17 protein-coding genes are annotated in these 23,850 nt (G+C 65.3%); 11 read left to right on the forward strand and 6 right to left on the reverse strand.

Going from position 1 to position 23,850, the window contains the following annotated elements; translation table 11 throughout:
• Nucleotides 1-9 precede the first annotated feature (9 nt).
• Complete coding sequence (locus ABQJ48_RS02255; protein WP_367835669.1) at nucleotides 10-855, forward strand: NRDE family protein; 846 nt, start codon at nucleotides 10-12, stop codon at nucleotides 853-855.
• Nucleotides 856-1,012: 157 nt separating this feature from the next.
• On the opposite strand, the gene ABQJ48_RS02260 is transcribed toward ABQJ48_RS02255, so the two are convergent.
• On the reverse strand, nucleotides 1,013-2,011 hold the full coding sequence (locus tag ABQJ48_RS02260; protein ID WP_367835670.1) for an NADP-dependent oxidoreductase: 999 nt from the start codon (nucleotides 2,009-2,011) through the stop codon (nucleotides 1,013-1,015).
• Nucleotides 2,012-2,291: 280 nt separating this feature from the next.
• On the opposite strand from ABQJ48_RS02260, the gene ABQJ48_RS02265 reads away from it, so the two are divergent.
• Nucleotides 2,292-3,653, forward strand: coding sequence for an MFS transporter (locus ABQJ48_RS02265; protein ID WP_367835672.1), 1,362 nt, complete (start codon nucleotides 2,292-2,294; stop codon nucleotides 3,651-3,653).
• 261 nt (nucleotides 3,654-3,914) lie between these two features.
• Nucleotides 3,915-4,487 (forward strand): LuxR C-terminal-related transcriptional regulator, encoded by a 573-nt coding sequence (locus ABQJ48_RS02270; RefSeq protein ID WP_367835978.1) that lies wholly within the window; start codon nucleotides 3,915-3,917, stop codon nucleotides 4,485-4,487.
• A 352-nt stretch (nucleotides 4,488-4,839) separates the two neighbouring features.
• Here ABQJ48_RS02270 and ABQJ48_RS02275 read toward each other — a convergent pair whose 3' ends face one another.
• On the reverse strand, nucleotides 4,840-5,328 hold the full coding sequence (locus tag ABQJ48_RS02275; protein WP_367835673.1) for a PaaI family thioesterase: 489 nt from the start codon (nucleotides 5,326-5,328) through the stop codon (nucleotides 4,840-4,842).
• Nucleotides 5,329-5,779: 451 nt separating this feature from the next.
• On the opposite strand from ABQJ48_RS02275, the gene ABQJ48_RS02280 reads away from it, so the two are divergent.
• A complete protein-coding gene (locus ABQJ48_RS02280; protein ID WP_367835674.1) occupies nucleotides 5,780-6,301 on the forward strand; it encodes an LEA/WHy family protein in 522 nt (173 codons plus the stop codon).
• A 128-nt stretch (nucleotides 6,302-6,429) separates the two neighbouring features.
• Here ABQJ48_RS02280 and ABQJ48_RS02285 read toward each other — a convergent pair whose 3' ends face one another.
• From ABQJ48_RS02285 to ABQJ48_RS02295, 3 genes are all read right to left on the reverse strand, one after another.
• On the reverse strand, nucleotides 6,430-7,608 hold the full coding sequence (locus tag ABQJ48_RS02285) for an acetyl-CoA C-acyltransferase (RefSeq protein WP_367835675.1): 1,179 nt from the start codon (nucleotides 7,606-7,608) through the stop codon (nucleotides 6,430-6,432).
• Nucleotides 7,609-7,682: 74 nt separating this feature from the next.
• A complete protein-coding gene (locus ABQJ48_RS02290) occupies nucleotides 7,683-9,773 on the reverse strand; it encodes a 3-hydroxyacyl-CoA dehydrogenase NAD-binding domain-containing protein (RefSeq protein WP_367835676.1) in 2,091 nt (696 codons plus the stop codon).
• Between the two features lie 185 nt (nucleotides 9,774-9,958).
• On the reverse strand, nucleotides 9,959-11,641 hold the full coding sequence (locus ABQJ48_RS02295; RefSeq protein ID WP_367835678.1) for a 3-(methylthio)propionyl-CoA ligase: 1,683 nt from the start codon (nucleotides 11,639-11,641) through the stop codon (nucleotides 9,959-9,961).
• A gap of 225 nt (nucleotides 11,642-11,866) precedes the next feature.
• Here ABQJ48_RS02295 and ABQJ48_RS02300 point away from each other — a divergent pair, with 225 nt between their 5' ends.
• The 5 genes from ABQJ48_RS02300 to ABQJ48_RS02320 all read left to right on the forward strand — a co-directional run bounded on the left by ABQJ48_RS02300 (nucleotide 11,867) and on the right by ABQJ48_RS02320 (nucleotide 15,751).
• Entirely contained in the window at nucleotides 11,867-13,423 is a 1,557-nt protein-coding gene (locus tag ABQJ48_RS02300; protein ID WP_367835679.1) for a protein adenylyltransferase SelO, read from the forward strand.
• Between the two features lie 52 nt (nucleotides 13,424-13,475).
• Nucleotides 13,476-13,898: a peptide-methionine (R)-S-oxide reductase MsrB gene (gene msrB, locus ABQJ48_RS02305; protein WP_367835680.1), complete on the forward strand. Its 423-nt coding sequence runs from the start codon at nucleotides 13,476-13,478 to the stop codon at nucleotides 13,896-13,898.
• 217 nt (nucleotides 13,899-14,115) lie between these two features.
• Nucleotides 14,116-14,646, forward strand: a complete 531-nt coding sequence (locus ABQJ48_RS02310; protein ID WP_367835681.1) for a septation protein A — start codon at nucleotides 14,116-14,118, stop codon at nucleotides 14,644-14,646.
• A 1-nt stretch (nucleotide 14,647) separates the two neighbouring features.
• Complete coding sequence (locus ABQJ48_RS02315) at nucleotides 14,648-14,962, forward strand: BolA family protein (RefSeq protein WP_367835682.1); 315 nt, start codon at nucleotides 14,648-14,650, stop codon at nucleotides 14,960-14,962.
• A gap of 9 nt (nucleotides 14,963-14,971) precedes the next feature.
• Complete coding sequence (locus ABQJ48_RS02320) at nucleotides 14,972-15,751, forward strand: peptidylprolyl isomerase (protein WP_367835683.1); 780 nt, start codon at nucleotides 14,972-14,974, stop codon at nucleotides 15,749-15,751.
• Between the two features lie 238 nt (nucleotides 15,752-15,989).
• Here ABQJ48_RS02320 and purL read toward each other — a convergent pair whose 3' ends face one another.
• The gene (gene purL / locus ABQJ48_RS02325) at nucleotides 15,990-20,075 is read right to left on the reverse strand and encodes a phosphoribosylformylglycinamidine synthase (protein WP_367835684.1); all 4,086 of its coding nucleotides are present in this window, start codon (nucleotides 20,073-20,075) and stop codon (nucleotides 15,990-15,992) included.
• A 307-nt stretch (nucleotides 20,076-20,382) separates the two neighbouring features.
• On the opposite strand from purL, the gene ABQJ48_RS02330 reads away from it, so the two are divergent.
• Entirely contained in the window at nucleotides 20,383-21,681 is a 1,299-nt protein-coding gene (locus tag ABQJ48_RS02330; protein ID WP_367835686.1) for an FAD-dependent oxidoreductase, read from the forward strand.
• Nucleotides 21,682-22,163: 482 nt separating this feature from the next.
• Nucleotides 22,164-23,753, forward strand: coding sequence for an NAD(P)H-hydrate dehydratase (locus tag ABQJ48_RS02335; RefSeq protein ID WP_367835687.1), 1,590 nt, complete (start codon nucleotides 22,164-22,166; stop codon nucleotides 23,751-23,753).
• Nucleotides 23,754-23,850: the final 97 nt, after the last annotated feature.

Here is a 23,850-nt window from a genome sequence, read left to right on the forward strand (position 1 = left end):
CATTCCCCGATGTGCCTGATCGTTTTCGACTGGCGGCCCGACGCGCTCGACGGCCCGCTTTTCACGCTCGCCGCGAACCGTGACGAATTCTTTCGCCGCACCGCCGAGCCGATCAGCTGGTGGAAGGACGCGCAAGGCGTGCTGGCCGGCCGCGACCTGGTGGGCGGCGGAACATGGCTGGGCCTGTCGCGCGACGGCCGCTTCGCCGCGCTGACCAACTATCGCGCGCCGCACCAAATGCGCGCCGATGCGCCCACTCGCGGCACGCTCGTCAGCAACTGGCTAACCCGTTCCGCGCGCGACGCGGACGGCAACGCGCACGAAAGCCCGCTCGCGTATCTGCAACACGTTGCGCGAACCGGCGACATCTACAACGGCTTTAATCTGCTGGTCGGCGACTGGACACGCCGGGAGCTCGCCTGGTATGGCAACCGGGCGGATCTCGCGCCTGCGTTGCTTTCTCCGGGCACGCACGGGATCTCGAACGCGGTGCTCGATACTGCGTGGCCGAAGCTCGTGAACAAGCGCACCGAGTTGCGCACGCTCCTCGCGCGCGATGCGACGCCGCCGCTCGAACGTCTGATCGAGCTGATGCGCGACACGCGCGTCGCGCGCGACGACCAGTTGCCGTCCACCGGCATTCCGCTCGAACGTGAGCGGGTGTTGTCGGCGGCGTTCATCGAGTCTGCGGACTATGGCACGCGCGGCACCACGGCGCTGCGCGTAAGCGCGCAGGGCGCCGTGATTAGCGTGGCCGTCGCCGAGCGCAGCGACGACAACGGCTCGCATCGGATCGTGCGGCCGGGCGATTTCGAGCGCAGCTTCGCGTTCAATGTCGAACGTGAGATGGCCTGAGGCCGGTTCCGGGAGCTTCGCATGGTTCGTAGTCCGGAATTGTTCCGATGCGCTGCAACCCGCGCTGTGAACCCGGCACGCTGAAACGAAAGCCGCCGCTACTGAACTACGAACGCGGCGCGCGGCTTGCGCATCAGCTTCTGCCGAGCTTCGAGGTTCAGATCAGCTTGACGAGCTGCTTGCCGAAGTTCTTGCCTTTAAGCAGACCCATGAACGCCTCGGGCGCCGCATCGAGCCCTTGTGCGATGGTCTCGCGATACTGCAGCTTCTTCTGCGCGACCAGCGCGCCCAGTTGCTCGAGCGCTTGCGGCCACACATCCCCATGCTCGCTCACGATGAAGCCTTGCACGAGCAGCCGTTGCCTGAGAATCGTGGACGGATTCTTCAGCGGCACTGGCCGACCGTCATAGCCGGCGATGAATCCGCACAACGCAATGCGCCCGAACGCATTCATGCGCGCGAGCGTCGCATCGAGCACTTCACCGCCGACGTTCTCGAAGTAGCCGTCCACACCGTCTGGCGTCGCGGCCTCGAGATCGCGAGACAGGTTGCCCGCTTTGTAATCGATGCACGCGTCGAGGCCGAGCGTCTCGACCACGTAACGGCACTTGTGCTCGCCGCCCGCGATGCCCACCGCACGCGCGCCGGCCAGCTTCGCCAGTTGACCGACCACGCTCCCCACAGCGCCGCTCGCCGCGCTGACCACCACCGTCTCGCCCGCTTTCGGCGCGATGATCCGGTTCAGCCCGTACCATGCGGTCACGCCGGGCATGCCGACCGGTCCGAGATAGGCCGATAGCGGCACATGCGTATCGTCGACTTTTTGCACGCCGGCACCGTTGGACGTGCCGTATTCCTGCCAGCCGAACATGGCGACGACCTTGTCGCCCACCGCGAACTTCGGGTTCTTCGACTCGACCACTTCACCGACGGTGCCGCCGATCATCACTTCGTTCAGCGGCTGCGGCGCCGCGTACGACTTGCTGTCGTTCATGCGGCCGCGCATGTACGGATCGAGTGACAGGAAGTGATTGCGCACGCGCAACTCGCCATCGGCCAAGGGCGCGAGCGGCGTTTCGACGAGCCGGAAATTGTCGGGCGTGACCGCGCCCTGCGGACGGGAAGCGAGCACGAGTTGACGGTTGATCTGGGGCATGAGGATCGTCTCCGGGAGTTGGCGATGAGGAAAGCAAATGCACGCTTGGGCAAGTCCAAGGCGGACCGACAGGTTTGCGTAGCCGTTGGACTACGCCCAATGAGATGTGACCGCAGCGGGACATGCCCGTTGAGGTCCACATCTTACCGTGGGCTCGCGTCATGCACTGAAGCGAGCCATCGATTACCTAGGTAATCGACACGTATGGACCCAGGTAATTTGAGCACCTACATTGCTTTCGAGATTGAACCGAAACCGACAAGTGAAAGTGGAGAGGACGATGTCAGCCCAGAAAGCGCAAGAGGTGGATATCAGGACGCTACGACGTGTCATCGCGGCGGCTTCGATAGGAAACTTTGTCGAATGGTTCGATTTCGCCGCATACGGCTTTCTCGCGACCATCCTGACGCGACAGTTCTTTCCGAGCGGCGATCCTACCGTTGGGCTTTTGAAGACGTTCGCGGTATTCGCGGTCGCCTTCGCGTTCCGACCGCTCGGCGGGCTTTTTTTCGGGGTCGTCGGAGACCGGATCGGCCGCAAGAGAACCCTCGCTGTCACCATCCTGTTGATGGCCGGCGCGACCACGCTGATTGGCCTTCTCCCGACCTATGCGAGCATCGGCTACTGGGCGCCGCTGCTTCTCACCGTCATTCGCTGCGTCCAGGGGTTTTCCGCAGGTGGCGAGTACGCCGGGGCCTGCGCCTATGTGATGGAGCATGCACCGCGCCGGCGCCGGGCGTTCTTCGGTAGTTTCATTCCCGTTTCGACCTTCTCGTCATTCGCGTGCGCGGCAGTCGTCGCTTACGCGCTCGACGCGTCGTTGGCGTCCGCCGCGATGATCGATTGGGGATGGCGGGTGCCGTTTTTGACGGCGGCGCCGGTTGGCCTCATCGGCGTCTATTTGCGCGTGAACCTGCATGAGACGCCCGCTTTCCTCGCACTCGCGGGCAGAAAAGAAGTCGCGCACGCCCCTCTGATGGAAACCCTGCGTTCGCAGTCCGGGAACATCCTGAAACTCGGCGCATTCATATCGGTGACGGCGCTGTCCTTCTATACATTCACGACGTACTTCGCAACCTACCTTCAGGTAGCCGGGCATCTTTCTCGCGCGACCTCGCTCCTCGTGACGGTGCTGGCGCTTTTCTTCGCGGCGGCCTGCTGCCCGCTCGCCGGCTGGTTGTCCGATCGGGTCGGCCGTCGCACGACGATCGCGAGTACCTGCGTCTTCATCATCGTCTCCGTTTATCCCGCTTTCGCCCTCGGCGGATCTGGCGACTTGTCCCGGTCACTGCTCGGCGTGGCACTGCTTGCCGTGGGCGCCGTGCTCTCCGGTGTGGTCACCGCGCCTCTTCTGTCGGAGGTCTTCGCGACGAAGACCCGATACACTGCGTCAGCGATCACGTACAACCTCGCCTACACGATCTTTGGCGGCACCGCGCCGCTCGTCGCAACATGGCTCATCGCCGAGACTGGAACGAATCTCGCGCCGGCGTACTACCTGATCGCAGTGTCGATCCTCGCAATGATCGGCGGACTCGCACTGCGCGAAACGTCCAGAACGGCACTCGAGGAAGCGGGCCCGGCAACGCAACGCGCGAGTGGTGGCGCGTGCGTCGAACACGCGATCAAAAGGACCAGCTGAGCGCCGCGGGCGCACGCCGCTTGCAGGCCCAACTGAACCGGTATATGCAATGAGTAGCCGCCACGATTTACGCCGCAGTCGACGAATCACCAGGGTGCGAGCCGTACGCCCGGGATCTCTGCATGGGCGGCTACCCGTCCGCTTGCCACTGGCGCGATATCGAAGCTTTGACGACGCGTGATTGCTACCTGCACGCGTCGAAATAAGCTATGCCTGTCTATTGCGACGAGAATCGGATTACCCCACGGTCCTGGCGAAAGGATAAGAAATATGACCGACGCGAAGTCCACGCTGAACTACCAGGATCTGTTCAGGCATCTTCCCGTCGCTGTCATCGTGGCCAGAGAACGAGTCATGGTTGACTGCAATTCGAGAGCCCTGGAAATGTTCAGGGCGCAACGCAGTGACATCGTCGGTCAGTCGTTCTCCGTCCTTTACCCCCAGCGCAAGGACTTTGCGACGACCGGCCGCCGTCTCGCGCCCCTCATCGCAAAACGCGCGATGTTCAGCGACGACCGCATCATGCGGCGCATCGACGGAAGCCACTTCTGGGTCACTGTTTGCGGTTTTGGATACAACCCGAAACGACCGTTCGAACTCGCCATCTGGACCTTTACCGACTCATCGGAAGGCCCGCAGCAACCTCAGGTCGCGAGCACGTTGACGGCACGTGAGCGCGACGTTGCGGCGTTCCTTGTTCACGGCATGTCCAGCAAAGAGATCGGCAAGGAGTTGAATATCAGCCCTCGCACGGTCGACATTCATCGCGCAAGCCTGCTGCGAAAATACGGAGTCAAGGCGACACCGGAGCTCGTCGCGCGGCTACTTGCCTGACCTTTCTTACCGCCTCGACCTTTCTTACCGCCTCGACCTTTCTTACCGCCTCGACCTTTCTTACCGCCTCGACCTTTCTTACCGCCTCGACGCCGACGCGGGACTGAGCGACGTCGTCGCTGTCATCGGAGTGCAAACATCAGAAAGCCGTGTTCCGACAACGGCGGCAGGCGATAGACGTTTGCACGCGAAAGAGAATGTGCGCTTTCACCGGCCCTTAGCGAGTCAGCGATCTGATCGATCAATGTGTTGAATAGCTTGCGCGGTGATTCCGCCCGCGCACACGGCTCGCTCGGCTCAAGCTCCTGGCCGTGGTCGCGCCGCCGAAGCCGCACACTCGCGCCCTAACCCGTCAACCGTCGCTCGGCCCGGGTTTGGCCGACGGGTCGCTGCGCAAGCGCTGGCGGGTCACGTCGCGGCCGACCGCAAGGCGTCGCATGTATTTGAAGGTGCCGAGCGCCTTGGCGACGAAGTGCCCTTCGCTGTCTCGGATCTCGCCTTCGCAATAAGCCATGGTGGTCGAGCGATGCAGTACGCGCCCGCTCGCGCGTAACTCGCCGCGGCCCGGCTGCATGAAGTTGACCTTCATTTCGACGGTGACGACGCCGACGCCGTCGCCGGCCAGACTGCGCGCGGCCATTGCGAGCGCGACGTCGGCGAGCGTCATGGTGACGCCGCCGTGCGCGACGTCCCACGTATTCATGTGATCGGGCTGCAACGGCAGCACGATTTCGCTGACGCCGTCGGCGGCCGACAGCAACTGCACGCCGAGACGGTCGACGAACGGGCTCTCGGGCAACGATGGCCTGGATGCGTTCGGGGAGGGAGATAAATCGGTCATTGCATATTCAGGGTTCGTGGTCGGCGCAGCGAAATGGTGCGCCGATGGGACTCGCTTGTTCGTTGAGCTTTGGCATTCACATCATGATTCCCATCACGAGTCGTCGCGTCGTATTGCAGCCGGACGCACGATCAACCTTCGGTGCGCCGCAAGAAATGATACCCGCTATCGCACCGTCGCATGCATGGCCGGCGGCGACGCGTTGGCGGCACGGATCGTCGTCGATCAGTGCGAGGCGGGCGCGCGCCATCCATCGGCGCGGCGCGTTCCCGGCGGCCATCGTGCTGCGTGCGCATGCGCATCGCGGCATGCAGCGTTGCATCGGTCGCGCCGCGCGGCAGTCGACCGCGCTCGTCGGAACGCGGCTGCGACGCGCCGCCTGCAACGCTCTCTTCGCGCGACTTCGCCCGGTACAATGCCTGACCAACCCGCTTGCCTGGAGGTGCTGGTCATGTCCTCATCGCGCGCGCCGCTGTCCAGCCGCATATTCGGTCTTTACCGCCTGCTCGCCGTCTCCACGTTTTTCATGCTCGTCGCGCTGACGCTCAATGGCTGCGCCGGCCTGTTCGGTGCCGACCCGCTGCGCGTCAGCGTGGCCGGCCTCGAACCGATCGCCAGCCAGGGGCTGGAGATGCGCTTTAACGTCAAACTGCGCGTGCAAAATCCCAACGATTCCACGGTCAGCTTCAACGGCGTGTCGCTCGATCTCGAACTGAACGGCAAGCCGTTTGCGAGCGGCGTCAGCGATCAGGCGGGAACGGTGCAGCGTTTTAGCGAGACCATCGTCACGGTGCCGCTGACGGTGCCGGCTTTTGCCGCCGTGCGCCAGGCCTTTGCGGTCGCGGACGCCGCGCAGTCAGGCCAGATTCCGTACATCCTGCGCGGCAAGCTCGCGGGCGGCATGACGGGGACGACGCGCTTCACCAATCAGGGAACGTTGAGTCTGTCGTCGCTTGGCGCGGGTTGGCAGTGATAGGGGCGCTTGCTTCGAGCAACCGATCCGCGAGATCGGCGCGAACGGAAAACGGACGGCACGGATCGAGCGCCGGTTGCACGTTAGCGCCGCGCGCCCCGTCTTAGGTGCCTCACGTACGGCCCGCATCAAACCACTTCGAACAAGCCCGCCGCGCCCTGCCCGCCGCCGATGCACATCGTCACGACGACCCGCTTCGCGCCGCGCCGCTTGCCTTCGATCAGCGCATGGCCGGCGAGCCGCGCGCCCGACACGCCATACGGATGGCCGACCGCGATCGCGCCGCCGTTCACGTTCAGCCGATCGTGCTCGATGCCGAGCTTATCCGCGCAATACAGCACCTGCACGGCGAACGCCTCGTTCAATTCCCACAGGTCGATGTCCTCGACCTTCAGCCCCGCCTGCTTCAACAGCTTCGGCACCGCGAACACCGGGCCGATGCCCATTTCGTCCGGCTCGCAGCCAGCCACGGCAAAGCCGCGGAACATGCCGAGCGGCTGCAGTCCTTCGCGCTCGGCCACTTTCGCATTCATCACGACGCAGGCCGACGCGCCGTCCGAAAACTGGCTCGCATTGCCGGCGGTGATGACGCCGCCGGGCATCGCGGTGCGAATCTTCGACACGCCCTCCAGCGTCGCATCGGCGCGAATGCCTTCGTCGCTGCTGACGGTGACTTCCTTGGTGTAAAGACGCCCGCTCGCTTTGTCGGCGACGCCGGCGAGCACCGTCAGCGGCACGATCTCGTCGTTGAACCTGCCGGCCTGGAGTGCGGCGGCCGCGCGCTGCTGCGAGCGCACGCCGTATTCGTCCTGACGTTCCTTGGAGATCGAATAGCGCTTCGCGACGTTCTCGGCGGTCTGCAGCATCGACCAGTAGATTTCCGGCTTGTTTTTGCTGAGCCAGCCCTCGGCCATCATGTGGCGGTTCATCTCGTTCTGCACGCACGAGATGGACTCCACGCCGCCCGCGACGAACACGTCGCCTTCACCGGCGATCACGCGTTGCGCGGCGAGCGCAATGGTTTGCAGTCCTGACGAACAGAAACGGTTCACCGTCATGCCCGGCACGCTGACCGGCAAGCCGGCGCGCAACGCGATTTGCCGCGCGATGTTGCCGCCTGTGGCGCCTTCCGGATTCGCGCAGCCCATGATCACGTCCTCGACGCGGGCCGGGTCGATTTTTGCGCGCTCGATCGCGGCCTGCGTCACGTGGCCGCCGAGCGTTGCACCGTGCGTCATGTTGAACCCGCCGCGCCATGATTTCGCGAGGCCCGTGCGGGCGGTGGATACGATTACGGCGTCGGTCATGTACGTCTCCTTCAACCCCAGTTAGCGCTTTGGCGCCCTACCTCAGTCATCCAATTCCATCGGCCATCGGCTGCTCAGCCGTTGAACCCGCGGCCTTCGGCCGCCAGCTTGCCAATGCTCGCCGCAAGTTCCCACGCATCGCCGTTCGGCTGCGTTGCGTAGCGGCGGATCGCCCGCTCAACGTTGTACAGGCCGACCGTGTCCGCGTACAGCATCGGCCCGCCGCGATGGAGCGGAAAACCGTAGCCCGTCAGATAAACGACATCGATGTCCGACGCTTTGGATGCAATCCCTTCTTCGAGAACCTTCGCGCCTTCGTTGACGAGCGCGAACACGAGGCGCTCGACGATTTCCTCGTCGCTGATCTCGCGGCGCTTTTCGTTGATTTCCTTCGAGTAAGCGCAGATCATCTCGTCGACGACTTTCGACGGATATGCGGTGCGCTCGCCCGCCTTGTAGTCGTACCAGCCGCCGCCGGTCTTCTGTCCAAAGCGCCCCATCTCGCACAGACGGTCGGCGAGCTTCGAGTAATGGATCTCGGGACGTTCCTGATAGCGGCGCTTGCGGATTGCCCAGCCGATGTCGTTGCCGGCCAGATCGCTCATGCGCAACGGGCCCATCGCGAAGCCGAAGTTCTCGATGGCCTTGTCTATTTGCGCGGGCAGCGCGCCTTCTTCGAGCATGAAGAGCGCTTGACGGAAATACTGCTCGATCATCCGGTTGCCGATGAACCCATCGCACACACCGGACACCACCGCGGTCTTTCCGATCTTTTTCGCGAGCCGCATCACGGTGGCGAGCACGTCCTTGGCAGTTTCGTTGCCGCGCACCACTTCGAGCAGCTTCATGACGTTGGCCGGGCTGAAGAAGTGCATGCCGACGACGTCTTGTGGACGCTTCGTGAACGCGGCGATCTTATTCAGGTCGAGCGTGGACGTATTCGACGCGAGAATCGCGCCGGGCCTCGCGACTTCGTCCAGACGCCTGAACACCTGCTCTTTGACGCCGAGTTCTTCGAACACGGCTTCGACGATCAGGTCGGCGCTCTTCAGGTCGTCGTAGGACAGCGTGGGCGTGATCAACGCCATCCGCGCCTGGAGCGCTTCGGGCCCCAGCTTGCCCTTCTTGACGGTAGCTTCGTAGTTCTTGCGGATCGTTGCGAGCCCGCGCTCGAGCGCTTCGTGTGTCGTTTCCAGCAGCGTAACCGCAATGCCCGCGTTGACGAAGTTCATCGCGATGCCGCCGCCCATGGTGCCCGCGCCGATCACGGCCACCTGACGGATCTCGCGCACCGGCGTATCGGCAGGCACATCGGCAATCTTGCCGGCCGCGCGTTCGGCGAAGAAAGCATGCCGCAGCGCACGGCTTTGCGGCGTCTGCACCAGCGCGACAAAGCACTCGCGCTCGAATGCGAGGCCCTTGTCGAAACCGTTCTGCACGCCCGCTGCCACTGCGTCGATGCATTTGTGCGGCGCCGGAAAATTCTTCGCCACCGCCGCGACGCTATTGCGCGCGAACTGGATGAATCCGGCCGCATTCGGATGCTCGATCGGGCGATCGCGCAGCCTCGGATGCGGGCCTTCCTTCGCCCCCACCTTGCGCGCGAACACGAGCGCCGCTGCGGCCAGGTCGTCCCGGCTAGCGACGAGTCCGTCGAACAGGCCCGAATCGTCCAGCTGTTCGGACAGCACCGGCGCACCCGAGACGACCATGTTGAGCGCCGCTTCGAGGCCGATGGCGCGCGGCAGCCGCTGCGTGCCGCCCGCGCCCGGCAGAATGCCGAGCTTCACTTCCGGCAGCGCGATCTGCGCGCCGCGCGCGGCAATGCGGTAATGCGCGCCGAGCGCGAGCTCGAGGCCCCCGCCCATCGCGACGCTGTGGATCGCCGCGACCACTGGCTTCGCGCTGCTTTCCACGATCTTGATGACCGTGGCGAGTGTGGGCTCCTGAGTGGCTTTCGGCGTGTTGAATTCGGTGATGTCGGCGCCGCCCGAGAAGGCCTTGCCCGCACCGGTCAGTACGATCGCCGCGAGCGCCGGATCGTTCTGCGCGCGCTCGATTGCGTCGACGATGCCCACCCGCGTCGACAGGCCGAGGCCGTTCACCGGAGGATTGTTCAGCGCGATCACGGCCACGCCGTCCCGGGTTGTGTAGTCCACTGCCATCTGCCTGCCTCCATGCAACCATGCCGATCCTGCTGAGCATGCCGATCGTGCGGTTAGGGCGGCACATTGCGCGCCGGGCGTCGGGGCTATCCAAGCGGCTCGTAGTTCAGATCATTGAATCAGGCAGCCGACGGCTAGTCCCGCGTTTGCAGGCAAGAATACACACAAAAGCACGATCGTTCCATTCACGTTGGGGCGGGGTTTGCCCTGGCAAGCGGGCAATGCTGTTCGTCCTCGAGCGCGGAAGGCAGCACGTGGTCGCGGAAAATTTCGCGCAGCTTGAGCTTCTGCAGCTTGCCGGTCGCGGTATGCGGCAGGTCGTCGACGAACACGACGTCGTCGGGAATCCACCACCTGGCGACCTTGCCTTCGTAGAACGCGAGCAGTTCCTCGCGCGTGACGTCGCACCCGGCGCGCTTGACGACTACCAGCAGCGGACGCTCGGTCCACTTCGGATGCGCGCACGCGATGCATGCCGCTTCCGCCACCGCCGGATGCGCGATCGCGACGTTCTCGATATCGATCGAGCTGATCCATTCGCCACCGGACTTGATGACGTCTTTGGAGCGGTCGGTGATGTGCAGGAAACTGTCGCGGTCGATCGTGGCGACGTCGCCGGTCGGGAACCAGCCGTCCACCAGCGGCGAGTCGTCCTTGCGGAAATAGCGGTCGATCACCCACGGACCGCGCACATACAGGTCGCCGAACGCGACGCCATCCCACGGCAATTCGCGCCCGTCCTCGCCGACGATCTTCATGTCGACGCCGTACATCGCGTGGCCCTGCTTTTCGAGCAATTTGCGCCGCTCGGCGAGCGGCCGCTGGCTCTGCTCCCAGTTGAGCTTTGCCAGCGCGCCGAGCGGCGACATTTCGGTCATTCCCCACGCGTGGATCACCTGCACGCCGTAGTCGTCTTCGAAGGTGCGCAGCATCGCCGGCGGGCACGCGGAACCGCCGATCACGGTGCGCTCCAGCGACGAAAACTTCACGCCCGCCTCGCGCAGGTAGTTCAGCAGGCCGAGCCACACGGTCGGCACGCCGGCCGAATACGTGACGCGCTCGCTTTCCATCAGCTCATACAGCGACTTGCCGTCGAGGTCCTTGCCGGGGAATACCAGCTTCGCGCCGGTCAAGGGCGCGGCGTGCGGAATGCCCCACGCGTTCACATGGAACATCGGCACGACGGGCAGCACGCAATCGCGCGCAGACAGACTCATTGCATCCGGCAAGGACGCGCCGAACGCATGCAGCACCGTCGAGCGATGCGAATAGAGCGCGCCTTTGGGATTGCCCGTGGTGCCCGACGTGTAGCAAAGGTAGGAGGCCTGCCGCTCGTCGATAGCCGGCCAGTCGAACTCGCCGTCCTGCGCGGCCATCAGCGTCTCGTAGCTGAGCACCGGCGTTTGCATCACGGGCAGATGCGCGTCGTCGGCGAGCGCGATCCAGCCGCGCACCCGCGGGCACTGCGGCGCAAGCACGTCGACGAGCGGCGCGAACGTGGTGTCGAACAGCACATACGCATCGTCGGCGTGATTGACGATGTAGGCGATCTGATCGGGAAAGAGACGCGGGTTGATCGTGTGGCAGACGGCGCCGAAGCCGGTCGTGCCGTAGTAGGTTTCCAGATGCCGGTAGCCGTTCCACGCGAGCGTCGCGATCCGCTCGCCCGGTGCTACGCCCAGCGCGATCAGCACCTGCGCGAGCTGCCTGGCGCGTTTTTCGCAGTCGCGGTACGTATAGCGGTGCAGGTCGCCCTCGATGCGCCGCGAGACGATCTCCGTGCCGCCGAAGTGCCGCGCGGCATGCGCGAGCAACGAGGGCACGGTGAGCGGCACGTCCATCATCTGGCCCAGCAGCGGCGTCGTCATAAAGCGGGGTCTCCTCGGCTTTTGTGTTTCGATCGGGTTGCGGTCCGGGAGCCGATTGAAGGTGTCTGACTGCGGGGTGGCGAAATCCGCAAAGCCGGCGACAGATGGGGATGAGACCGGGGTAGCACATCTGACTACCGCATGCGGGTGCAGCATCGTCCAAAGGCCGGCCAGCAGCTCCGCGGGCGCGGACTTACAATATCGGTTAATCCAGAGGCGCTCAACATGTCGTTTTCCCCAAGCATTACAGGGTTATCCGAAGCTTTAACGGAGCTGTCCAACGCTCTTCTCACTCCCCCGCCGAGCGCGTTCGCGCAACTCGGCAGTGCGTTTCTCACACGTCTGCCCGCCGCGCCGCTCAGCGCGCCGTACATGGTCGGCTTCTCCGCGGAGACTGCCGCGTTGCTTGGTCTGCCGCCCGAGCTTCGCGACGATCCGGGTTTCGCCGAACTGTTCTGCGGCAACGCGACGCGCGAATGGCCGGCCGACGCGCTGCCTTATGCGTCCGTGTACTCGGGCCATCAGTTCGGCGTGTGGGCGGGTCAGCTCGGCGACGGCCGCGCGCTCGGCCTCGGCGAAATCGAACACGGCGGCCAGCGCTTCGAGCTGCAGCTCAAGGGTGCCGGACGCACCCCCTATTCGCGCATGGGCGACGGCCGTGCGGTGCTGCGCTCGTCGATCCGCGAGTTTCTGTGTTCCGAAGCGATGCATCACCTGGGCATTCCAACCACCCGCGCGCTGTGCGTGATCGGCTCCGATCTGCCGGTGCGGCGCGAGACCATCGAGACCGCCGCCGTGGTCACGCGCGTCGCGCCGAGCTTCGTGCGCTTCGGCCACTTCGAGCACTTCTATTCGAACGATCGCGTGGACGCACTGCGCGCGCTCGCCGATCACGTGATCGAGCGCTTCTATCCGCATTGCCGCGATGCCGACGATCCGTACCTCGCGCTGCTGAACGAAGCGGTGCTGTCCACCGCCGACCTGATGGTCGAATGGCAGGCAGTCGGTTTCTGTCACGGCGTGATGAATACCGACAACATGTCGATTCTCGGCCTCACGATCGACTACGGTCCGTTCGGCTTCATGGACGGCTTCGACGCCGGCTATATCTGCAACCACTCCGACTCGCAAGGCCGTTACGCGTATCGGATGCAGCCGCAAATCGCATACTGGAATCTGTTCTGCCTCGCGCAGGGGCTCTTGCCCCTGCTCGGAGAACAACACGACGAAAGCGTGCGCAGCGACAAGGCCATCGAAGACGCGCAGCGCGTGCTGGGCAGTTTCAAGGAGCGCTTCGCGCCCGCGCTGGAGCGACGCATGCGTGCGAAGCTCGGCCTCGAAAACGAGCGCGACGGCGACGCGGCGCTGATCAATCGCCTGTTCGACGTGATGCACGCGAACCGCGCTGATTTCACGCTGGCTTTCCGCAATCTGGCGCGCGTGTCGAAACACGATGCGAGCGGCGACGCACCGGTGCGCGACCTGTTTCTCGATCGCGCCGCGTTCGATGCGTGGGCGAACGACTATCGCGCGCGGTTGTCGGAAGAAACACGCGACGACGCGGCGCGCGCCATTGCAATGAACCGTGTGAACCCCAAGTTCGTGCTTCGCAATCACCTGGCGGAAACGGCGATTCGCCGCGCGAAGGAGAAGGACTTTTCCGAAGTGGAGCGTCTGGCGGCCGTGCTGCGCCGCCCGTTCGACGAGCAGCCCGAGTACCAAGCTTATGCGGGCTTGCCGCCCGACTGGGCGAGCTCGCTCGAAGTGAGTTGTTCGTCGTGACGCGTGCGCGAGACAGGCAGCCTCCAAACCGAGTTAGAGACAGGAACCGACCATGAACAAACCCGATGACCTGAACCCCGCTGCCCCCGCCGTGCAGAAAGACGACGAAGCGTGGCGCAAGCAGCTGTCCGACATCGAATACGAGGTGACCCGCCACGCGGCCACCGAGCGTCCCTTCACAGGCCGCTACCACGATCACTGGGAGCGCGGCATCTACGACTGCGTCTGTTGCGGCACGCCGCTGTTCGAATCGGACACCAAGTTCGACGCCGGCTGCGGCTGGCCGAGCTACTTCAAGCCGATCAACGGCGAAGTGATTGACGAGAAAACCGACCGTTCGCACGGCATGCTGCGCATCGAAGTGCAGTGCAAGAACTGCGGCGCGCATCTGGGCCACGTGTTCGAAGATGGGCCGGCGCCGACCGGTCTGCGCTACTGCATCAATTCGGCTGCGTTACAATTCGAGCCCAAGTAACGCTGTGCGAAGCGCGGCGCCTGGCCGGCAGCGCGCGCCATCGGGCGTCCGAGGGCCGCAACGCCGCTGATCCGGCCTGCGGCTTCGTCAGGCGGGCGCGTCAGGCTCGCGGCGAACAGCTCAGTGTTGTCCCTGGCCGGTCCGCAACGCTCTCACCACAGGGCGCTTCTCACTGCGCCCTCACCTTCGACTCATTCTGCGAATTCCCGACCAGATAATGAAATTCCTGTTCGATCTGTTCCCGATCATCCTGTTCTTCGTCGCCTTCAAGATATGGGGCATTTTCACGGCGACGGCAGTGGCGATCGTCGCCACGCTGGTGCAGATCGCGTGGGTGGCCTTTCGCCACCGCAAGGTCGATCCGATGCTGTGGGTGAGCCTCGGCGTTGTCACCGTGTTCGGTGGCGCAACGCTGGTGCTGCACAACGACACCTTCATCAAATGGAAGCCGACGGTGCTGTACTGGGCGTTCTCCGTCGCGCTGATCGTCTCGCAACTGGGCTTCAACAAGAACCTGATCGAAGCGATGATGGGCAAGCAGATCACGCTGCCGCACGTGGTCTGGGGCAAGCTGAACGTGGTCTGGGCGGTATTTTTCGTGCTGCTTGGGCTCGTCAATCTGTTCGTCGCGTATCACTACACGACCGACCAATGGGTCAATTTCAAGCTGTTCGGTGCGACCGGATGCCTGCTGGTGTTCATCGTCGGACAGAGTTTGTGGCTTGCGAAGTACATGAAGGAAGAATGACATGACGAGCGATGTATTCATGCATGCGAGCACCGCCGAGCGCGCCGCGCTGATCGAGGCACGTCTCGCGGCCGCGCTCGCGCCGGTCGAATCGATTCACATCACCGACGACAGCGCACAGCATGCGGGCCACGCGGGAGCCGCCGCCGGCGGCCATTTCAGTGTCACGATCGTGGCCGCCGCATTCGCCGGGAAGCCCCGCGTGGCGCGGCATCGCATGGTGTATGATGCGCTGGCCGACGCCATGGAGCGCGGCATTCATGCCCTTGCCATCACGGCGTATACGCCCGAAGAATTTGCTTTGTTGCCCCGCTAGGAACTTCCGATGACCTTGAAGAAAACCCGCCTTTGGGTATTGCTGGCTGCGTTTGCGGCCGCACCTGCATTTGCACAGAACATCGCTGTGGTGAACGGCACGCCGATTCCCAAAGCGCGCGCCGATGCGCTGATCGATCAGCTGGTTCATCAGGGCCAGCAAAACACGCCGCAACTGCAAACGGCAGTGCGTGAAGAACTGGTGAACCGCGAAATCCTGATGCAGGAAGCGCTGCGCCGCGGCCTGCCGAATCGGCCCGACGTCAAGGCGCAAGTCGCCGTCGCGCAGCAAACCGTCGTGCTGCGCGCGCTCATCGAAGACTTCGTGAAGAACAACCAGCCGAGCGACGCCGAAGTCACCGCGCGCTACAACGCACTGGTCAAGGACGCGGGCGGCAAGGAATATCACCTGCACCACATCCTCGTCGACAACGAGCAGCAGGCGAAGGACCTGATCACGAAGATCAAGGCCGGCGCAAGCTTCGAAGACCTCGCCAAGCAATACTCGAAGGACCCCGGTTCGGGCAAGAACGGCGGCGATCTCGACTGGTCGGACCCGAAGGCCTACGTGCCTGAATTCGCGGAAGCGGCCACGCATCTGCAGAAAGGTCAGATGACCGACACGCCGGTGCATACGCAATTCGGCTGGCATATCATCCGTGTCGACGACGTGCGCAACACCACCCCGCCGCCGCTCGAACAGGTGCGCCCGCAAATCGTGCAGCAGATCCAGCAGGAAAAGCTGCAGGCGTTCGAAGAAGGTCTGCGCAAGAACGCGAAGATTCAGTGAGTGGTTGTAGAGCGAGCGCTTCGTCTGAAGCGTGAAAGCAGAAAAGCCGCCTGGGGCGGCTTTTTTGTTACTGCGGTTTTTCCGCTTTGTGCGAAGGTCGGCGCGAACGCAGGCAACGCAGATGTAAGGCTCGACTTGCCGCACATCGCAAAACGCGTCGCACGCTGTGAATCACTGCAGCATGGAGCCGGACGACACCGCCGCCCCTAAACCAGGCGGCGGCCCTGCATGCCTCAGTTCAGCCCAGCCAGCGGCGCGCGTTCTGGAATACGCGCATCCAGGGGCTCGCGTCCGTGCTGCCCTCGCCCCAGCCTTCCGGGTGCCAACTCATCTGCACCGCGCGATGCACGCGCTCCGTGTGCGGCATCAGCACGGTGAAGCGGCCATCGGCGGTGGTGACCGACGTGATGCCATTCGGCGACCCGTTCGGATTGAACGGATATTGCTCGGTCGGCTGTCCCCGGTGATCGACATAACGCATCGCCACCGCGACCTTCGACGCATCGCCTTGCTGCGAGAAGTCCGCGTAGCCTTCGCCGTGCGCGACCGCGACCGGAATGCGCGAGCCTTCCATGCCGGCGAAGAAGATCGACGGCGACGCCTGCACTTCCACCAGCGAGAAGCGCGCTTCGAACTGCTCGGACTTGTTGCGGGTGAACTTCGGCCAGGCTTCGGCACCGGGGATCATCGACGCGAGGCTGCTCATCATCTGGCAGCCGTTGCAGATGCCGAGCGCGAACGTATCTTCGCGACCGAAGAAGGCGGCGAACATGTCGGCCAGTTGCGGATTGAAGCGGATCGCCTTGGCCCAGCCTTCGCCTGCGCCCAGCGTGTCGCCGTACGAGAAGCCGCCGCACGCTACCGCGCCGGCGAAGTCCGCCAGGTTCGCGCGGCCCGCGAGCAGATCGCTCATGTGCACGTCGTGAGCGTCGAAGCCGGCACGGTCGAATGCGTAGGCGGTTTCCAGGTGCGAATTGACGCCCTGCTCGCGCATGACCGCCACACGCGGACGCGCGCCCTTGCCGATGAACGGCACCGCGACGTCCTCGGCGGGGTCGAAGGTGAGCACCGGCGTGATGCCCGGATCGGCGGCGTCCAGCAGCGCATCGTATTCGGCGTCGGCGCAGGCCGGATTGTCGCGCAGGCGCGCGATGCGCCAGCTCACTTCGCTCCATGTGCGATGCAGTTCGGTGCGCGGCGCTTCGTAGATCTTCTTCGCGTCGCGATAGATTTCGATCGCGTCGCGCTCGTTGACCTTGCCGATCACATGCGAGCACGCCGACAACCCATGTTCGCGCAACGCCACCAGCACCGCGTCGCGCTCCGCCGCGCGCACCTGGATGACGCCGCCAAGTTCTTCGGTGAAAAGCGCGCGGATCGTGCGATCCTCGCGGCGGCCGCTGGTCTGCTTCGCCCAGTCTTTCGCGTCGCCGTAATCGGATTCATGATGCGGATCGAGCACCAGCATGTCGACATTCAGCGACACGCCGACGTGACCCGCAAACGCCATTTCGCACACCGTCGCCCACAGGCCGCCGTCCGAACGGTCGTGGTAAGCGAGCAGCTTGCCCTGGCTGTTGAGCGCCTGGATCGCATTGAAGAAGCGCTTCAGGTCTTGCGGATCGTCGATGTCGGGCACCGTGTCGCCGACCTGCTGCGTGACCTGCGCGAGGATGCTGCCTCCCAGACGATGCTTGCCGCGGCCGAGGTCGATCGCGATCAGCACCGAGTCGCCGACCTCGCTCGAGCGGCGCAGTTGCGGCGTGAGCTGCCTGCGCACGTCTTCGACCGGCGCGAACGCGGAGATGATCAAGGAGACCGGCGCGACCACTTCTTTCGCGACGCCACGGTCTTCCCACCTCGTGCGCATCGACAGCGAGTCCTTGCCCACCGGAATGCTGATGCCGAGCGCCGGGCACAGCTCCATGCCAATCGCCTTGACCGTGTCGTAGAGCGCCGCGTCTTCGCCGGGCGCGCCGCATGCGGCCATCCAGTTCGCCGACAGCTTGAGCTTGTCGAGCGACGCGATCGGCGCCGCCGCGATGTTCGTGATCGCCTCGCCGACCGCCATGCGGCCCGAAGCGGGCGCGTTGATCACGGCGAGCGGTGTGCGCTCGGCCATGGTCATCGCTTCGCCGCGGAAACCCGCGTAATCCATTGTGGTAATGGCGACGTCGGCCACCGGCACTTGCCACGGGCCGACCATCTGGTCGCGCGCGGTCGTGCCGCCGACCGAGCGGTCGCCGATCGTGATCAGGAACGACTTGCTGGCAACCGTCGGATGACGCAACACGCTTTGCGCAACGTCCGCCAACGCGAGACCGGTGACGACCACCGGCTCGAGCCGCTGCTCGACGCGCTTGACGTCGCGATGCATGCGCGGCGCCTTGCCGAGCAGCACTTCCATCGGCATGTCGACCGGCTGATGCGCGGCGGCGTCGTTCAGTTCGGAGTCGATCAGCTTCAACTGACGCTCGGCGGTGGCCGTGCCGATCACCGCGAACGGGCAGCGCTCGCGCTTGCACATCGCTTCGAAGGCGGGCAGATCGTCCGGCGCGATCGCCAGCACATAGCGCTCCTGCGCTTCGTTCGACCAGATTTCGCGCGGCGACAAGCCGCTTTCCTCCAGCTGGATCTTGCGCAGTTCGAACACCGCGCCCTTGCCCGCGCCGTCCACCACTTCCGGGAACGCGTTCGACAGACCGCCCGCGCCGACATCGTGAATGCTCAGAATCGGGTTTTTGTCGCCGAGTTGCCAGCACGCGTTGATGACTTCCTGCGCGCGGCGCTCGATTTCCGGATTGCCGCGCTGAACCGAGTCGAAGTCGAGTTCGGCGGTATTGGTGCCCGTTGCCATGGAACTGGCCGCGCCGCCGCCCATCCCGATGCGCATGCCCGGGCCGCCGATCTGGATCAGCAGCGAGCCTTCCGGTAGATCGAGCTTGTGCGTGTGCTGGTCCGAAATATTGCCGATGCCGCCGGCGATCATGATCGGCTTGTGGTAGCCGCGCACGAGGCCTGCGACGTTCTGTTCATAAACGCGGAAATACCCGCCCAGATTCGGCCGGCCGAATTCGTTGTTGAACGCGGCGCCGCCCAGCGGGCCGTCGATCATGATCTGCAGCGGCGACGCAATGCGATCGGGACGGCCGTACGCTTCGTGCTGCTCGGCCGGATTGCGGTGCGCGAGCGGCTGAGCGGCGTCGCGCGCGTTTTCCCATGCTTCGACGCCGTCCGGCAATGCCAGGTTCGACACCGTGAAGCCCGCCAGACCCGCCTTCGGACGCGCGCCGCGGCCGGTCGCGCCTTCATCGCGGATCTCGCCGCCTGCGCCGGTTGCGGCGCCCGGGAACGGCGAGATCGCGGTCGGGTGATTATGCGTTTCGACCTTCATCAGCGTGTGCGTGAGTTCGACGCTGCGGCGGTAGTGCTCCGGCAATTCGCTTGCGCCGAGCTCGGCCGGCGTGCGCGGGAACCAGCGTTCCGCCATGCCGCCCGCCATGATCGCCGAGTTATCCGAATACGCGACGATGGTGCCTTGCGGATTCAACTTCTCGGTGTTGCGGATCATGTTGAACAGCGAGATCTCCTGCTTCTCGCCGTCGATGGTCCAGTCCGCGTTGAAGATCTTGTGGCGGCAATGCTCGCTGTTGGCCTGCGCGAACATCATCAGTTCGACGTCGGTCGGGTTGCGGCCGAGCTTCGTGAAGGCGTCGACCAGGTAGTCGATCTCGTCGTCGGCAAGCGCGAGGCCTAGCTCCCGGTTCGCGCCTTCCAGCGCGCCGCGGCCGTGGCCCAGCACGTCGACGGTTTGCAGCGGCCGCGCCGGCAGCTCGTCGAACAGATGCAGCGCGTGGTCGCGCGAGGGCGACAGGCTTTCGGTCATGCGGTCGTGCAGCGCCGCCGCGACGGCCGCGCGGGCTTCGTCGGAGAGCGCCTTCTTGCCGCCGAGCAGGCCGCTTTTGAGCGTGACCGTGTACTCGACGCCGCGCTCGATGCGGCGCACCTGGGTGAGCCCGCACAGATGCGCGATGTCGGTCGCTTTGCTGGCCCACGGCGACACCGTGCCGAAACGCGGCACGACGAGGAAGGTTTCGGCGGCGCCGCGCTCGTTGCCGGCTTCGAGGGGATGACCGTAGTGCATCAGCGCCTCGATCTTCGCGGTGTCTTCAGTGGACAGCGGGACCTGCGCATTGACGAAGTGCAGGTACTGCCCGCTCACGCCGGCGATATTCCGGTCGATGCGCGTAAGCGTTTCGAGCAGACGGGTTTGACGGAAATCGGAAAGGGCCGAAGCGCCGGGGAAACACGAGAAGTGGGCCATGGACTTGACGTTGCGTCGCTCAGTGATGCCGAGAAGTCGCGCATGCAGGCGACATGAGGCGGAAAGGAAGTCCGGGATTATACCCCGGCAACGCGCTTGCAGCGGGCCTGCCGGTGCGCTCCCGGCCCGCGCGCGGGCGCCGCCGGGTGGTGGGCAGCGCGTGGCCGCGACGGCGCTTTGGCTGCTATCATGCGCGCTTTCATCAGATCGGCGCGAGCCGCCCGAGCCATGCCGGGCACGCGCGCCGCATGCCACGCTCAACGGGAATGTGCCGCTTCGGCGTGCCGTCGGCAATTCGAATCAAAACATGGATGTCATCGTCATTGGCGGCGGGATAGCGGGCGTCGCCACCGCTTATCACCTGCGCGCGGCCGGCCATCGCGTATGCGTCGTCGAGCGCCACGCCACCGTCGCGCAAGGCGCGACCTACGGGCACGGCGGCAGTGTGCTGCCGACCCCGCTCGACGTCTGGTTCGGCCCGACGTTCCTCGCGAGCCGCCAGAACGCCAGGAACGGCGTCGTCAACAAGATCGGCTTTAACGGAGCGGCGCGTCAGTTCGTCAAGCAGCTCGCCGCGCTGCAGGAACCGCAGGCGTTCGCGCGCCAGTATGGCCGCTTGCGTGCGCTGATCGAGGCGTCGCGCGACGCGCTCGCCGACATGGAAGCGCGCTTCGGTCTCGAATTCGAACAGACGGCGGGGCTGCTGCATCTCGTGCGCGGCGAGCATGAATGGCAGTTGACGCAGCCCGCGCTCGACCTGCTGCGCCAGTATGAAGTGCCGCATCAGGTGCTGACGCCGGCCGAATGCGCCGCGTACGAGCATTCCGTGCGCACCGAGCCGCAATTCGCCGGCGGGGTGCTGTTCGAACAGGAGCGCACGGCGAACTGTCCGCTGTTCGCCAAGCTCATCAAGCAGACGCTCGATTCGCAAGGCGGCGTCCAATTCATGCTGGGCTGCGAGGTCTCGGCGATCCGTCTGGAAGGCCAGCGCGCGTCCGTAGAGCTGGCGCCGCGCGCCGCGGCGGCCGCCCGTTCACATGAAGTCGAAGTGATCCATGCGGACGCGGTCGTGGTGGCCGCCGGTCACGGCAGCCTTGCGCTGCTCGAGCGCGCCGGCTTGCGGCTGCCGCTGCATCGGCTGCGCTTGCACACGTTGGTCGCGCCCATCGCGCATGAGGAATGCGCGCCGCACGTGGCGATCGTCGACGCGGTCAAGCGGATTGGCATCAGCCGGATGAACCAGCGGCTGCGTATCGCAGGGGGCGCAGTGCTGCAAAGCGCAAGCCAGATCGACAAACCACTGGGCGAAGCCGTGACCACGGAAGCGCTCGCGCTGCTCGGCCAGGCGACCCACGACTGGATTCCGGGCGCGGCGCGGATCTCGGCGGCGCTGCCGTGGGAAGGCGTCAAGCTGCTGTCGCCGGACGGCTTGCCGGTGATCGGCAACGCGCTGCACCCGAGGCTCTTTGTCAACGCGGGCCATGGCCCGGCGGGCTGGGGCTTGGCCTGCGGTGCGGGCAAGCTGGTTGCCGACCTGCTGTCGGGGCACGCCCCGGATGTGCCGGACGATACGCTGGCCGCGCTGCGCGCGGAGCGTTTCCAGTAAGGTCCGGTCTCAGCGGTAGTGCGCTTCGAGCTCTCGCGCATGCTGGCTGGAGCCCGTCCCCGAGCGGAACGAAGGAGCCGCGCGTAGACCGTTTCCGGTAACGTCCGATTTCAGCGGCCATGCGCTTGCCGCTCTCGCGCATCGTGCTTTGAGCCGCCCGCGAGCGGGCTGGACCGACCGCGTGTAGACCGCTTGCAGCAACGTCCGATTACATCGGCAATGCGCTTTTTCAGCTCTCGCGCACCGCGCCTTGGGCCCGCCCGCAAGCGGGCCGAAAGAGCCGAGCGCTGCGGCTGTATCGGCACTACCATAGCGGTTTGCAAGCTTCGCGGCGGGCATGGGATCGACCGGGCCCAACGCAATGCAACAGCGGCAACTGAACCGAACCGGACCGCACCACCAGACGCCGCCACCGCAACGACCGCAACGCCCGGACGCAACCCCAACGACCGGAATCACCGGACGAACCATCAGGCCTCGCCATGACAGACGCCGAAAACGCTCCCCCGACGCTCATCGACCCACACCGTCGGGCGCTGCCCCTGCTGACGCTCACCGACCTGCGCATCGCGGAAACGCAAGCCGCGGCGGCATTGCCGCCTCACACGCTGATGGCGCGCGCGGGTCAGTCGGCCGCGAGCTTCCTCCATGAACAGATCACCCGCGACACGTCGATCGCCCGCGCAAAGCAGCGCGTGTGGCTGATTGCCGGCCCCGGCAACAACGGCGGCGACGCGCTGGTCCTCGCGACCCGGCTGCATGAAACCGGCATCACGGTGGAACTCTGCATGCCCGTCGAAGTGAAGCCGGACGACGCGCGCTGGGCGCTCGACGCCGCCCGCGCCGCGGGCGTGCCGATCACCGCGGCGCCGCCGGCATCGCTCGACGGCTACCGCTGGCTGGTGGACGGCATGTTCGGCATAGGGCTGACGAGACCACTGCAAGGCGTGTTCGCGAACGTCGCGCGGCAGTTGTCGCAACGCGCGAAGGCGCGGCCCAGGAAAGGCGGCGTGCTCGCGCTCGACGTGCCGAGCGGCCTCGACAGCGACACCGGCACGATCGTCGGCAATGGGGGCGACGCCGCCGTGCACGCGACCCACACCATCACTTTCATCGGCGCGAAGCCGGGTCTGTTCACCGCGCAGGGGCGTGACCTTGCCGGCGCGGTAACGGTCGCGCCGATCGGCGTGGACAGTAGCCAGCGCACGAGCGTGCAACTGAACGCGCCCGAACTGTTCAGCACATACCTGCCGCCGCGCGACTTCGCGACCAACAAAGGAACCTTCGGCAGCCTCGCAGTGGTCGGCGGCGACACCGGCATGTGCGGCGCGCCGATCCTCGCGGCGCGCGCGGCGCTCTTTTGCGGCGCCGGCAAAGTGCACGTTGCGCTGCTGGGCGAGGGCGCCCCGCCCTACGATCCGCCCCATCCCGAGCTGATGCTGCATGCGCTCGACGATCTGCCGCTGGACACGATGGACGCGCTCGCCGTCGGCTGCGGAATGGGGCATCGCGATTGTGCGATGCGGGTGATGCACGACGTCCTGCCGCTCGACGTGCCGAAGCTGTTCGACGCGGATGCGCTAAACCTGATCGCCAAAGACCCGGCGCTCGCCGCCGAACTCACCGCGCGCGGCGTGCAAGGCGACCCGTGCATTCTCACGCCGCATCCGCTCGAAGCCGCGCGCCTGCTGGGCAGCGACGCGCCCGGCGTGCAGCGCGACCGGCTGAGCGCGGCGCGCGCGCTAGCCGCGCGCTTTGCCAGCGTGGTGGTGCTCAAAGGCAGCGGCACGATCATCGCCGCGCCGGACGGCCGCCTCGCCATCAATCCGACGGGAAACGCCGCGCTCGCGACGGGTGGCACCGGCGACGTACTCGGCGGCATCATCGGCGCGCTGCTCGCGCAACGTCTGCCGCGCTACGAAGCGGCGCTCGCGGGCGTCTACCTGCACGGCCTCGCCGCCGACACCCTGAGCGCGCAAGGCCACGGGCCGGCCGGCCTGACGGCGGGCGAACTCGCGCCCATGGTGCGGACCTTGCTCAACCGTCTGTTCTATCCGCCGGCGCATGCATAACCTTTGCGCGCGCAGCGCGATCGGGTGCAGCCTGTCACGCAACGCCGCTATACTGAGTAACTGCGCTGCGCGCCGGGTCGATCACGGATGACGCCGA

The organism is Paraburkholderia suaedae, from assembly GCF_040812055.1.
Classification (GTDB): domain Bacteria; phylum Pseudomonadota; class Gammaproteobacteria; order Burkholderiales; family Burkholderiaceae; genus Paraburkholderia.